This window comes from Pseudomonadota bacterium, assembly GCA_018242545.1.
In the GTDB taxonomy this organism is placed as follows: domain Bacteria; phylum Pseudomonadota; class Alphaproteobacteria; order 16-39-46; family 16-39-46; genus 16-39-46.
In genome coordinates this window covers 1-14,724 of sequence record JAFEBT010000050.1, presented here as the reverse complement: position 1 = coordinate 14,724, position 14,724 = coordinate 1, and the positions used below count along the sequence as shown (strand labels likewise).

The following is a 14,724-nucleotide window of genomic DNA, read 5'->3' as shown; positions in this document are numbered from 1 at the left end:
ATCTTTCAAAAATATCAAGATGTTTTTCTATCTATCTTTTAGTGAACGCTCTCAGGAATTTTAATATCTCGAAATGAACTTAAGAAAGCTTATAAATCTCATAAAAAACTTACAAAAGCACTCCAGCTTTTAAAAGGACAAGATGAAGCATCACATAAAGAGCTTCAAAAAACGCTTCATCTTATTACTCTTCAGGAAGAAGCTTCTTTTAAAAAACAAGAATTAATGGAAAAAATCCAACGACATTTTAGAGAAGTTGCTCGAAAAATCTATGCCATTCACGAGATCATTTCTAAATTGCTCTCTCAAGACCTTGAAAGTCCTTCTACTCTCGAGGACATCCATATTTTACTTCGAGAAAATAATCTTATTTTAAGATACTTGGTCCAAGGATACCCTATCGAAAGTTCTCCAGAAACGATAGATATCCACACCCTCTTAAATCAAATCCAAACTATTTTTCAGTCTGAAATTACCTCAAAAAACATTCGTGTCCGTATCTCCCCTAAATCTGAAATTACAGCACATACAAATAAACTAGCTCTTGAGATTGTCTTGTATAACATCTATGTGCATCTTATGGATCGTTTTTCTCAAAATAATGCTTTAGAGATTTCTCTTTATAAAGATACAGAAGGCAGAGCTCACCTTGATTTTCGTGATAATGGATATGTCATGCGACATAAAAAAGGTACCCCAGAAGAGAAAAAAGACCAGAGTCTTTTCCACCTTACACAAGAAGAGCTTTCAGACTTTGTAAGAATATTGGGATGGAAATTAGAATGGACTCAAGAAAAAAGAGGTCTCAATTATATTAAACTTACTCTCCCACTTCCTATACTAGAGACAGAAAAAGTTATTCGTTTGTCTGACTTTAAAGGAAGTTTATTATAATGAAGTTCTTTCGTTATCTTAGTTTTTTTCTTTTTTTATGGAGTTTAAAAGCTTTTGCTACGCCTTTTCTTTTGGAAATTCCTGCTCAGAATCCTCATTTTGTAGGGCGAGAGCTTTTGCTTCAATCTCTTCAAAAAGCCCTTGAAATGCAACCTTGGGTTGTAATTACAGGAGGACCAGGTTTTGGAAAATCCCAAGTGGCAAAACAATATGTTTACCTTCATCAAAATTCTTACGACATTATTTGGTGGTTTAAAGTAGATCACACGCTTCCTCATCAATTTGAGAATTTTACAAGCGTTTTTAATAAAACGCTTCCCAAGAATGAGCAAATTCGACTTAAGGGCGTAAGCGCTGATAAATTGCTCACCGATATAAAACAAACCCTTCATCACCAAAAGAAAAAGTGTCTTTTTATTTTTGATGAAATTGAAGATTTAGAGAAATTTTCTCCTTATGCATTTGGATTTCCGGATTGTCATACTTTGGTTACAACACGGAAGAAAATTCCTCCTCATACATCTTTTATCGTGGAAAAATTTCAACGTGAAGAATCTCTCGCATTATTGAGAAAACTCTTAACTTATGAAACGGAAACAAATCTTGAAAGGCTTGCAATCTGCCTTAAAGATCATCCTCTCGCCCTTGTAACAGCTGCAAGTTTCTTGCTTGCTTACCCGAGCGTTACAATTGATATTTATCTTGCGTCTCATGATCTACAACGTAATGAAGATGTTCTCAACAAATGTGGAGATATGCACACTCAAAATATTAATATAACGCTTAAAATGGCTCTTAAAGCCTTAGCTCAGGAAAATCCTGAAGCCTGCAAAGCTTTAAAAGTGTTAACATTATTGCATCATACACAAATTCCATTTGCGTATCTTTCTCCTTTCCTTGAAAATATAAAAGCTTCTCAAAGTGATCATAAACTCTTGAGTGTGCTTTATGGTCAATCTCTTGTGGAAGTTAAGAAAAGTGACGATCCTACCCATGTGAGGCTTTCTATGCATGAACTTATTCATCAGCTTTTGGGAGACCAAATTTCTTCTTCAGAAAAACAAGAACTCTTGCAGCATATTATTCCTGTCATTGCTCAGTTTTTTTCTGGAAGATCAGATATCGTATGTCAAAGGATTGTAAAGTCCCCCGAACATTTGCTACATGCCCAAAGCATTTTCAAAGAAGCTCGGGAAATAGGTTACATCTCCTTGCCTCTTCTATCCCTTAAGGTTCACGTCTTAGATGTTCTACTTTGTAGCCTGAGAGATTTTGAAGCTGGTAAAATATTATTAGAAAATATATCTGAAGATCAAACTAAGCTTAACAAAGAAGAAAGATTATCTCCTGAAGATGAAGCTTTGCTTGAGGCGGATCAAACATTCTTTTTGTCTGCTTATCTCTCGGATCATGAACAAGCTATCCAACATGGAAAAAAGTCTTTAGAGCTTCTCGATCAAATTCCAAACGCTCACGAAGAAACAATCCGCATGATGGCGAATATAGCACAAGCTCATATGATGCAGGGAGAATTGAGTAAAGCTGAATCCTTCATTCAAAAAGGAATCCATTATCTTAAACAATCTCAATCCGATGTTTATAATGCCCTTTTTGTATTTGCTTGGTCTTTTTTACTGGTAAGTCAAGGTAAATTAGACGAAGCAATAGAGCTTGTTGATCAATATGAGTCTCTTTTTGAAAGAATACCTGACTATCCCACAATGACAATTTATACCCTCTTTGAAAAAGCAGAAGCTTTGGCTAAAAGGGGAAAACATGATGAATGTGAAAAAGTTTTAAGAAAAACAGAAAAAATGATTTCTAACTTTTTTGGAGATCGCAAAACAAATACACACGCCTATTTATATATTCTTCAAGCATTGAATATGCTGGGAGAGCCTCATAAAACATCTAAAGCCTTCGATTTACTGAACAAAGCATCTGAAATTTACACGAATACACTTCAAGGAGAGACCAAAAGTTGTATGCAAGCCCTTGCTTATTTTATAATGGGGCAACTTTATGAACACCAAGAGAAACCAAAAGAAGCTGTTCAATCTTATCTCCAGAGTGAAGCAATTTATAACATTATTTTTAAAGAACACGCCACAGATAATGTAAGCCGTCTTTATGCAGCTATTGCTTGTCTTGGAATTAAAACGCAAGATATCCAAATGGCTAAACTTTATACCCAACAGCATATTCATATCTTTGGAGCGGGTCATCCCCGAACTCTTGAAATTGTAAAAGCAGCAGATCAAAAAGGTATGGTGCTCTTAGAATCAAATCTCTAATGACTTTTATTAAAATGTTGCTCATAAATATCAAACCATCGACGTAAAATTAAAAATACGATTATAAGATTTTCTATTATTTATAATAAGGTTCAAATACATGACAGTAAGTAAAATATCTAATTCATTAAAAAAACATACTTCTAAAGCTCTACATCTAGATGCTGAATATGTTCATTTTTTTAATGAGCTAAAAATCAAGTTAAAAACAGCTCAAATCAGAGCCGCTCTGGCAGTTAATATGGAGCAAATATATTTTTATTGGGAGATGGGAAAAGCGATCATTTATTATCAAAAAACAAAAGTATGGGGATCTAAATTCTTAGAGCAACTCTCTACAGACTTAAGAAATGAATTTCCTGAAATGCAAGGATTTTCTGTTACTAACTTGAAAAGAATGCGGTTATTTGCTGAAGAGTATCCTAATCTTGAAAAAGGTGCACAGTCTGTGCACCAATTGCCCTGGAGCTTCATTGTTGTGCTCTTACACAAAATTAAAGACCCTAAAAAAAGAGAATGGTATGCGCAACAAACTTTGAAACAAGGATGGTCAAGAACAATTCTTGAAATGCAAATTGAGAGTAGCCTCTTTGAGCGTCAAGCAGATACTAAAAAAATAGAAAACTTTGAGAAGTATCTACCTAGGCCACAGTCTGATTTAGCAAGAGAACTTCTAAAAGATCCTTATAAATTCGATTTTTTAACGATCCAAGAGGAAGCCTATGAACGTGAAGTTGAAAATGCGTTAATTCATCACATACGTGACTTTTTATTAGAGCTTGGGCAAGGATTTGCTTTTGTTGGTTCTCAAGTGCCCCTTACCTTTGAAGATCAAGAGTTTTTTGTGGATTTGTTGTTCTATCATCTTGATTTACAGTCTTATGTTGTAATTGAGCTCAAAGCTACAAAATTTAAGCCTGAACACACAGGGCAACTTGGTTTCTATCTAGCCGCAGTTGATGATCAATTGCGTAAAGAACATGATAACAGAACCATAGGGATACTCTTATGTAAAACGAAAGACAAAATTATTGCAGAATATGCTTTAAGGAACATTAATGCACCCATAGGGGTATCCGAATATGTTCTTTCCAATTCACTTCCTAAAGAACTTAAGACAAAACTTCCCTCTATTGAAGAAATAGAGGCTGAACTTAATGAAGGGATGAAAGATTTGCCTGAAAATAACTAATTATGTTGATTTATAATTGAGAAACAAACTATAATAGGCTTTCGTAAAATAATTGCGTAATTTATCGGAGATTGATATGAAAAAATTTATTTTATCAGCGATTTGTTTTTCTTTTATTTCGTCAATAGCTTGTGCTATTCCCCCTACACTAAGAACGGCATTATTGGAAGCTGGAGAAGGAGTTAAGTTTATGGCTAAAAGAAGTGTAAGTACTCTGAGAATAACTCCAGGATTTAGACCAGAAAAACAGCCTGAAGTTCCATTTCAATCCATTGAACGACCAGGAAGAGTTAGATTTTTAGACCCTAATCATGAGTTTTATGTTCCTATTAATCGTCAAATAGTTTCAACACCTGAAATTTCTAGTCCCAAAGTAACTCGAGAAGATAATCATTCTGTCCGAGTGGATTTAGATCAAAAAAAAAAGTAATTGGGGATACGAATCATTCAATAATCAGCAGTCCTTTTGCTTTGCCTATTTATGAAGATAGTAGCCTTTTTTGGAGAAAAACAGCGGCGTTATTAGATGCTGTTTTTGATAAAAGACGCCTCGTAGTACCTTTTTATGAATATCCTTTTGTTACGAACTGTTATTTGGAATCTACATTTGAAGAATTTGGAAGTTGTAGAGGAACTGCAACTCTAATTAGTCCTTATTGTTTGATTACAGCTGGACATTGTTTGCTTTATAAAAGAAAGTTCCCGAAAAGCATTAGATGCGCCTTAGGAATGAGTGGTGGAGTTGCCAAAGATATCTCTAGCGTTAACTCTTTTTATGTTCATCCTAAATACTTAGAATCTGAAAACCCAGACTACGACATTGGAATTATTAGAATTGGAGAGCCTTTTGGCAAAAAATATGGAGCCATGTCTTTAAGAGAATTAGATCGTCAAGAACTTATGGAAATGAGGGTAAATGTTACAGGGTATCCATCACAAAGAAAATTTACAGAGATTCTTTTCGATCGACTTTCTTCAAGTATGTATACAATGGATGGTGAAATAAGAGCCGTTACGGATCATAAAATTTATTATGAAGTAGATACCTCTGGTGGACAAAGTGGTTCAGGGGTTTGGATTCCAAATCAAGAAAAAGCTGTAGAATGCATCGCTGTACATACTACCGGTGATAAAGTTAATGGAAATGGAGCGGTAAGAATTAACCAAGAAAGCGGACAAATAATAGGAGAGTGGCTTTCCAAATTGAGTGAAATATAAAATTTTCTATTTCCTTGGCATTACCAGTAGGCTTAAGCTATGAAGGCTGGTTATAAAAATAAATTGGATTTTTTTCTTGCTCGTTGCCAGAGAAAGAGGTAGGCTGAATATGTCTTTCTTATTGTAAGAAGGCGTGGAACAGAAGCGTTGACGCGCCCCTGCCCCACTAATCACTGTAACTCCGGAGAAGTCACAATGACTAAAGAAACACTAGCTCAACTTGAGCACATTTCTCAACTCCTAATTTTGCAAATTGAACATATAAAAGCTCTTATGGATGAAGCTTGGCATGATTTTGAGCTTCTTCGATCAGATTTAAGGGAACTTATAGCTGTTCATGAAGAATGGGAGAAAAAGAATGTCTTCAATCCATGGAGACAAAAATAACATATTATTTTTCTTCAATGTTTGGGTATCAATTTCTTAAAAAGCTTTTAAGAAATACTAAGCCTTATATTGCTGAAATACAATCTATTAAAAACAGTAGAAAGAAGCCTAATAAGCTATCTTTTTACTGTTTTTATTAAGTTCAACTCAAAAAATATAATATTTTTTCTTTTCAAGTAAATCTTATTAATATACGCTTAATTTTTTGACAACTTTTCTTCGCTTAGGAAAGATAATGGAAATACTATTCTTAAGAAAGAGATACTTCTTTTTTCTTTTATTATATATTTTTTCTTCTTCAAAAATTTATGCTTTAGAAGAAAGAGAAGAAGCTAACTTTTCATCGAGCAGCGCACCTAAGTCTCAAGTCTTTAAATTTTCTGAACTTTCTCATGAAGATGGAGATCCAGAATCTTATACGCTTGTCTGCTTTGACGCCACATTAATTCCTCATTCTAAAAAAGCCCAAGACCTTACTCACAGAAAAGAATTTAATCCTGTTAAAGATTGGATACGGTTAGAACTTTTAGAAGAAATAGACGAGGAAAAAGGATCTATAAAGAAAACTCAAAATAAAGAAGAATCTGGAGCAGAGGAAGAAAGTAACGACTCTTCTTCAGAAGAGAGTGATCAACCGAAAAAATCTTATCCTAGAAAAAGAATACTATCCTTAAAATCTGGAAAAGTTGAAGAGACTTCCTATTATGTTGTCAGTCTTTCTCTTGAGTCTTCTGCAACAACTGCAGAAAATTTCACCAAACGTCTTTTAAAAGAGAAGGGTTTGAATCAAAAAAGAAATCAGTATAGATCCTCCATGATTATTTTTCCTCAAGAAAAATCACCCCTTGTATTAGCTTACGTGTTTGGAAAATGGTCTCAACTTCTTAACCCCTATGCTATTATCCCTGATTGGGGATTAAGAGTGGCTGCATCAAAAGACATTTTTAGTGAACGTAGCGTGAAAGCTTTAGGGCGCAAAGAAAGTGCTCTTTCAAATCCGACATCTCGCACCGAAACCAAACATCGGCTAGCTCCTTTTGAGGATTTTGATTGTGAAATCGGGACAGATGGTTTGGAAGGCCTTACTTTTTTACCCCAATATGCGGAAGGGACTTCCTGTGAGCGTCTTGCTAAAGCAAAAGAAGAATGGTTCAAATTTTTTCTTCCATCATGTGAAGAAGATGAAGAAAAGGGAGATACACTTGGCTCTTTAGTCCATATGGTTTCATACTTTTACACTGTTTCTCATCCATTTAAAATTCACGAGAGATTACAACGTTACATTGATGAAGAAGTTTCAGATGGAAAAATTTTAGAAGGCTTAATAAAACACTTTTTAGGAACATTAAAAAGAAATCCAAAATTTATTCTTCTCCCATCCCAATATATATGGCGTTCTTATGGGACACGTCCTTCTTTTAGTTATGGAAAAAATCAGGATCAAAAATACTTATGGCAAGCCTTAGAAGGAGAGGACTTTAATTTAGACTCCTTAGTCTCCATAAAAAAATCAAGAAGAAAAGAAATCTACGAAGAACCTCTTTATGTTTTGATGAGTTCTTTGCCAATTGAGTGGCAAAGAGAATTCTACCGTTTTGATCGAGGGAGGTGGTTTAGAATAGCAGCTTCACGCTTTAATCTTATTATTGATCTTATGCGAGATCCTCGCATTAAAACGCGCATGGAAACTCTTCCTCCTTACACTTTAGAGGATGCTTTGGGGGAAGGAGGAGGAGGTTTATATCAAGAGGATTGTTATAACCGACGTGTTATAGCTTCTCTTCCCAAAGGAAAACAAAAGGGGCTCTTGCTTGATAGGCTTAACATCTATTTAGGAGGACGAGGAAATCAGTTTGAATTCGGCGATATTCTTTTATATGGGAGTGATAAAAAATATTATATTGTTCATGTTAAACGGCGAGAGTCTGATGCTATGGATCATCATCGGGCTCAAGTTGAGAGATCAGCTGAATATTTAGCCACCGAACTAAGGAAAGAAAATGCAGAAACTTTACTTCTTCGAGGCTGTGTAAAGGGAGTCTATCTTAAGCATGGCATAGAGGCTAACAAGGAAAAAAAGCAAGGGAAACGATTAACGCATAGTGCATATTTTGAAGATAGATTTAAAGAAAAGAAAAAAGGAAAGAAAAAATCTTGGAAAAATTATTTAAGAGATTCAATATTTCATAACACGCAAGAAGAAGCTTCAACTTTCCTTGGACAGTTAAAGATTTTATTAAGAACCATTGATTTTGATTTCTTTGAAAACCATCAAAAAGAACTCATCGTTGCTCTTGATGCATTAAGGGACTGTGCCGAGAAAAAGAAACTATCAAAAGAAGACGTAGAAGATTTCTTAGCAGCCATAAAACAACTCATATGCATTAAAGAGGTTTTATTTCCTTCTGGGATTTTGAAAGAAGAAACCCGAAAAAATATTGTCCTCGTTATGGCTGTTATAGATGATAGACGGATTGAACCTATCCGAAAAGCAATTCAAGAAGTGGAAAAGGAAAAAAAGAAAGAAGAAGAAAACAAAGAGAAAAGAAAAGAATCTTCTCTCGAGAAAAAAAAACAAGAATTAGAAGATTTAAAAAAGAAAGACCGTAAAAAGGAAGAATCCTTATTTAAAAAGCAACATCTTTGGGGGTTAAATCGTACGCGGCAGCTTGTTCAAAAATTGGGCTTCCAATTTAACCTTGTTGTCATAAATGAAAATGAAGAGCGTGGAAATTGGGATGCCTTTGGGGAAGTAAAAGATAAGAAACCGGATTCAAAAGACGGATTACATGAAGATAAAAAAGATGCTCCTGAGCATGCTCTAGATGAAGAAAGTAGTGGGACAGAAGATGCCGATCTAAAATCCAAGAAAAGGAAAAAGACATCGAAGAAAAAGGAACCTCCAAAAAAAGCTCAGAAGGATGATGATGAAGACCAAGAAGATAAGATAACTTCTCTTTCTAAAAGGCTTAAAAAATTTGAAAAATCAGATGATATAGACCTTTATTTTCCTCAAAAATTCACATTTAATGGCCTTTTAAATCCAGCGGAAGGGATTTTTGGAGAGTATATAAGTTGCCCTACAGAAGGAGATGGAAATTGTTTTTTTCACGCGGCTTCCACACAAGATGGGGAAGATAGCGAAACTGTTGCAGTACGTGCTGCAGTAATGCGTAGTGCATTTTGTGATATGATACAAGGAGGAGCTTATCTGGGTGAGTGTCGGAATCTTCTTTATGAGGATTATCTAAGTCTTTTAGGGACGTCACACGAGAAAGATATTCCCGGGCATGTGAGGGCACTGTTTCAGCAGGATAGCGAACATGTTGCAGCTCGTAATTACGCTCTTTCTCGTGGAATTGCAAAAGAACACCTTTCCCCTTATCTTAGCTCTGAACATCTTTATGATGCAGACACTATAAAAGGAGCTATTTTAGATACAGATGTAAAATTTTATATGGAAAGACTGCGTATAAATAATGGGGAAGAATCTTACATTCCTCTTCGTCCAGATATGACGTGCCCTGTTGAGCTTTTAGCACGGGAAAACAACTTAAATATCAATGTTTTTGCGCTTCAGAAAGAAGAAGGGAAAGCAACGGGTTTTTTAAGATTACTTAAAAGAGCTGGAAATGTTCAAGGGGTCATGCCTATTAATATTTTAATAGAAGGAGTCCATTACGTTGCTCTTATTAATTCTGGAGAGCCTGAAGAACGCAAAAAAGCTGTTCTCCAAATTATGAGAAATGCTGGTTATGCTTTTAATGGCTTCTAATTTTTAAACAGAAAGATAGAAGTTCGCTTCTTCATTTTAAAAGAATCTCACCCTTTTTGTATAATTAAACATGTTTAAACTCTTCATAGGAGTTAAAGAAAGCTGTTAAGCCTGACCCTTAAATAGAGAAAAGAAAAAATATTATCTTATGAAATGTCTTAAACTTTGACTTTTACGATATAAGTTTTCATAGGAAATATTTTCATGAGAGAAAGCACGACGGCTTCGACTTTCAGCCCAAAAATTATAAAGCTTTTTAATAGAAGTTGGTAGATTTTCCCGATATATTGATTTTTTTCCTTTTTCAAATTTAAAAAGATTTTTTTGGGAGTTCCAAGGTGCTTTATTATAATAGATTTTCCCTAAAATGATGAAAGGAACGAGCTGTTTCATAGCTTCTTCTGTAATGACCCATAAGTCATCAAGCTGACTTGCATGAAAATATCCCTTGCACCATTCTTTTATAAGATGATCTGACCCTTCTTTATAAGGTACTCTAGAAGCCCCATCAAAAAGCAATGGTTCACACTCTTCTCTAACGGCTAAATCTGTAACGATTTGATTGTTGAATTGGATCAGTAAATTTTTAATAAGATATTCTTGATACCTAGATTGAAATGTAACATTATTCTCAAATAAAATACGTTGCCAGTCTGTAAATCTAATAGCATTTGGGGCTGTCACAATTGCTGTAATAAACCCATGAAGATGTGTTAACGATAAAGAAGGCTTTGCATCTTGAGAACACGTTAAAAAGTCATTTAAGATTTTCAATGTGCTATTCTCAATAGAAGATTCAACATTAAAAAGCATGATTTTCTTTTCCTTTTATTATAGTGCAGATTATCTTTTTATATTCTCCTACATACAAAGCGTTGATCTTTGAATATTCATACGCTTTCTAAATGGTTCCTGAGCTTTGAGTCGAGATGTTTTAGGTTTTGATTCTAAATTGAAAGTTTTGTTTTCTGATTTTTTCTAAAAGAAACATATATCTTTCAGCTTTATTCCCCTTTTTCTTACACTATTATCTATGAGTTCTTTTAGTTAATAAAAATATATATTGATAATAAAAAATATAGTCAATACATAAATTATAATAGGATTATATTTATAATTAATTATAAATATATCTTTATTTATTAGAGTTTAATTTGTATTTTTTGTTTATTAATTTTTATGAAGGTTTATTTTTTACTAAAAACAAATCCTATTTTAAAGTTTTCTATAAATAAGAGAATGTTTAAATTTTTTTAAGACTCTTGGTTCCAAAATTCCCTTAAAGAAAATTTCTTGCTGCGCACTTACGGGGTGAGATCACCCCAGTTGCTTTTGGGCCGCAGGCGCTATTATAATGAAGCATGAAAAAGTCCTTCTTTTTCTGTTAAGACATGCGTTTCCCCTTTACGAGCTACCTCAATATTTCCTCGTATAGTTCTCAAGCTTAACCCTGATTGACGCCTTTTGAGGCCGTCATATGGCGATTTATTCGCTTAATTTGGGTTTTATATCACGAAGCAAAGGAAGATCTTCTGTTGCGTTTAGTGCTTATATTAGTGGAAGTCAGCACAAAGATGAACAATCTGGAAAAACTTATAGCTATAGGCATCGTGAAGACGTCGTTATGTCACGTATCTTGGCACCAGAAAATGCTCCTGCTTGGGCATTAGACCCAGCTATCTTTTGGAATAAAGCAGAACAATTTGAAGATGATATTATTCATCAACGATTCCAAGGAAATGCTAAAAATTCTGAAAAGAATCAAAAAAGCCTTACTTATAGAGATCATCTTTTAAAAACAGCACGAACAGCACAGACCATCATGGGAGCTATCCCTTTAGAGCTTACCCGTGAACAAGCAAAATCCTGCGTGGAAGAGTTCCTGAAAACACGGTTTGTCTCACGAGGACTTGTCGTTCATTATGCCATTCACTGGGACGAAGGCAATCCCCATTTTCATGGACTTATTACGCGCCGTGCATTTGTCGGAAATGCATTTTCTTCACGAAAAGATGAAGATATTGTCTCTCCTCCTGAGCACAGAAAAACACGCAAACAATGGGAAGTGATCGTTAATAAGCATCTTGCATTATCTGGCTCTGAAGTCCGTATTGATTGTCGTTCTAATAAAGAACGTGGACTTACTTTTAAAGCAAGCAAACATGAAGGATATTATGCGCAACGCTTAGGAGAACGTGGAGATCATTCTCATGTTCTTACCTATAATGAGGAAACCCGACAACATAACATCCAACTTCTCTGTGATCATCCCGAAGTCTTAATTCATGAGATTTCTCAAAAAAGAATTACTTTTACGCATACACATATCGAAGAAGAAATCATCCGACGTGTAGGCGGAGATGAGAAATTATTTGCAATTTTAAAAGCGCGTATTGAAGGAATTGGAAATTCTAATGACTACGCCCCAAATGAGAACTTTGCAGAGAACTTAAAAGATATTGCTGCTAAGCTTACAGATTCAATCCTTAAGAATTCTGAAATAACTCAATTTGTGGACCAAAATATCCAAGCTGAGCCTATTTTTACAAGCACAGCTTATAAGAAACAAGAAGAAAAGATTACGAACTTAGCAGATATTTTATCTCATCGTTTCTCCAAAGACATTCCCTCCACCTTTGTTACAGAAATTCTTAACAAAGAAAGTCTTAAGCTTGGTTTTTCTTTTTCTGAAGAACAAACTGCTACTATTCATTATCTCTGTAGCGGACCTGACATACGTATTCTTAATGGTCGCGCAGGAACAGGCAAAACAACACTTCTTAAAGTTGTTGCTGAGGTTTATCAAACTTCAGGCTTTAATGTGATTGGAACCTCTTTCCAACGGAAAGCTGTTGAAATTATGGAACGAGAAATCGGAATTCCTTGTCGAACGTTAGACAGCCTGAAACTCTCTTGGGAAAAACATGAACACCAAAGCGCTTTAGTAAAGAATGGACAACTTTGGGGGCAAGCCTATCTTTCTGCCTTTCAAAAAATGAAGAAATTAGAATTACAGCGTTTCAGTTCTAAAGATGTGATTCTTGTAGACGAAGCAAATATGATTGGAGGCAAATTATGGGAGTCTTTTTTAGCTGAAGCTGTTAATAAAGGAGCTAAGGTTCTTATTATTCAAGATACGGAACAAATTAAATCAAGAGAACCAGGAGATTATGGTCGCTTATTCGCAGAAAGATTTGGCTCTTGCGAAACAAGAGAAGTTCATCGTCAAAAGATTACTTGGCAAAAAGAGTGCTCTGTTCTTTTAAATAAAGGTCATGTTTTGGATGGCTTGATGCCTTATCAACAGAAGGGGTATCTTCAGTGGCATGAGACAACTTACTCCACACGAGAAGCCATTGTGAATGCATATTTAAAAGATCTTCAAGAAAACTCTGATCAAACGCGTATTGTCTTAGTGTACCGCAACCGAGATGTAGATTCTCTTAATCAATTAATTCGCCTAAAACTAAAAGAACAAGGAGTGTTAAACTCTTCTTTTAAAATCAGAAATCAAGAATTCTCGATTGGAGATCGGATAAAGTTTACACAAAATGATCATCACGGTCATTTTGTCAAAAATATCTATGCAAACTTATTGCAAACAGTTCGGGAACATTTCAATCCAACGCAAATACAAGGCGTAAAAAATGGAACTTTTGGAACAATCTTGGCTCGGAATAATCAATACATTAAAGTTCAATTAGATGACGGACGTAATGTAAAATTCAAACCATCTAAATATAAATATATAACGCATGGATATGCTTTAAGTATCCATAAATCAGAAGGATCCACTTTTGATCGCACATTTGTGGCACTAGATCCTCTTCTCAATTCATCATCATTACTTGTTGCAATGTCACGCCATCGTCATGACGTACAAGCTTTTATTAATCGAGAAGAAGTTATTGATTTTAAGGCACTTCTAGAAAAAATTAATCGAGGAAAATTCAAAGAAACACTTTATGATTATGAAGTTCCAGAAGATAAAAAAATTTATTTAGAGCGTATTCAGAAATACGCAAACCTCCTAAAACAAAGTACAGACTTGCGTGAGAAAATAGGAAGCAGCCTAAAATCAAATGCATCTTTTTGGAAACATCCAGAATTTAAGAATTATAAAAATCTTTTAGACCAAAAAAAGGAAATGGCCTCTGAAATCCTTTCCAATTGGAAGGAGCATCTCCCTTACACACGACTTGCAGGTCTTAGAAAAGATACTTTAGAGATAGAAGTAGGGCTTAAATCACGTCCACTTTCTGACCTTGAACAAAGAGCAAGTATTCAAGCGCAAGGATATATGGATCTTGTCCGAGAAACACAACACCTCTGGAAAACAATTTTAGAAACATATCCTCCTGTTTTAACAAAAAATCATCCTCTATATCCTACTTACAAAAAATTGCAAGAAGAAAGAAATTCCCTTGCAGCGGTCTTTGCAGAAAATTTAAATCTTTATCGTCCATTTTTAAAAGTAGCAAAAAATAAAGAGGGCCAATACAAAGATTATTGGAATAATGTTGTAGAAGCTAAAGATCGTTTTATGGCGTTATCTCTAAAAAAGCATGCTGTAGTTCATATAGATTCTCAGCAGCAAAAAGCTTTTGAAGATCGACTTTCGTTAGAATATAAAGAATTTTATAAAAATATAAAATATTATAAAGACGCAAGCTCCGAAGCAACAGCTCTTTATAAACTGTGTAAAAATCAAACAAAAATATTTTGTTTAAGTCCGGAAATGCTAAAGCACTCCTTTCAAGAAATATGCGTAAGACGAGATTCATCTGCTCTACAAATTGTGAGGAACTATGAAACTCATCAGCTTTTTCTTGAACAATTCAAAATACAAGAAAGCAAACTTTTTACCCATGCAACTTTTGGAGAAATTCGTGAAAAGGCACGAACATATAGATAACGTCCCGTCAAGTGGTGTAAAATTAGATTGAGTCATTGTCAGACTCGGA

The 14,724-nt window shown here is 34.7% G+C and carries 9 protein-coding genes; 8 read left to right on the top strand and 1 reads right to left on the bottom strand.

Annotated elements, in window-relative coordinates; genetic code table 11:
- Nucleotides 1-225: 225 nt before the first annotated feature.
- From JSS34_06735 to JSS34_06705, 7 genes are all read left to right on the top strand, one after another.
- Nucleotides 226-894: a hypothetical protein gene (locus JSS34_06735; protein ID MBS0186016.1), complete on the top strand. Its 669-nt coding sequence runs from the start codon at nt 226-228 to the stop codon at nt 892-894.
- The gene (locus tag JSS34_06730; protein MBS0186015.1) at nt 894-3,188 is read left to right on the top strand and encodes a hypothetical protein; all 2,295 of its coding nucleotides are present in this window, start codon (nt 894-896) and stop codon (nt 3,186-3,188) included. Before JSS34_06735 ends, JSS34_06730 begins: the two co-directional genes overlap by 1 nt.
- Before the next feature lie 100 nt (nt 3,189-3,288).
- Entirely contained in the window at nt 3,289-4,380 is a 1,092-nt protein-coding gene (locus JSS34_06725; GenBank protein ID MBS0186014.1) for a DUF1016 family protein, read from the top strand.
- 76 nt (nt 4,381-4,456) lie between these two features.
- Nucleotides 4,457-4,810, top strand: coding sequence for a hypothetical protein (locus JSS34_06720; protein MBS0186013.1), 354 nt, complete (start codon nt 4,457-4,459; stop codon nt 4,808-4,810).
- Between the two features lie 41 nt (nt 4,811-4,851).
- Nucleotides 4,852-5,598, top strand: coding sequence for a trypsin-like serine protease (locus JSS34_06715; protein MBS0186012.1), 747 nt, complete (start codon nt 4,852-4,854; stop codon nt 5,596-5,598).
- A gap of 195 nt (nt 5,599-5,793) precedes the next feature.
- Nucleotides 5,794-5,985, top strand: coding sequence for a hypothetical protein (locus tag JSS34_06710; protein MBS0186011.1), 192 nt, complete (start codon nt 5,794-5,796; stop codon nt 5,983-5,985).
- Nucleotides 5,986-6,220: 235 nt separating this feature from the next.
- Entirely contained in the window at nt 6,221-9,760 is a 3,540-nt protein-coding gene (locus JSS34_06705) for a hypothetical protein (protein ID MBS0186010.1), read from the top strand.
- Nucleotides 9,761-9,901: 141 nt separating this feature from the next.
- On the opposite strand, the gene JSS34_06700 is transcribed toward JSS34_06705, so the two are convergent.
- Nucleotides 9,902-10,573 carry a UPF0149 family protein gene (locus JSS34_06700; GenBank protein ID MBS0186009.1) on the bottom strand — a complete coding sequence of 224 codons (672 nt, stop codon included), beginning with the start codon at nt 10,571-10,573 and terminating at the stop codon, nt 9,902-9,904.
- A gap of 664 nt (nt 10,574-11,237) precedes the next feature.
- On the opposite strand from JSS34_06700, the gene JSS34_06695 reads away from it, so the two are divergent.
- Nucleotides 11,238-14,675, top strand: coding sequence for a MobA/MobL family protein (locus JSS34_06695; GenBank protein ID MBS0186008.1), 3,438 nt, complete (start codon nt 11,238-11,240; stop codon nt 14,673-14,675).
- Nucleotides 14,676-14,724 lie beyond the last annotated feature (49 nt).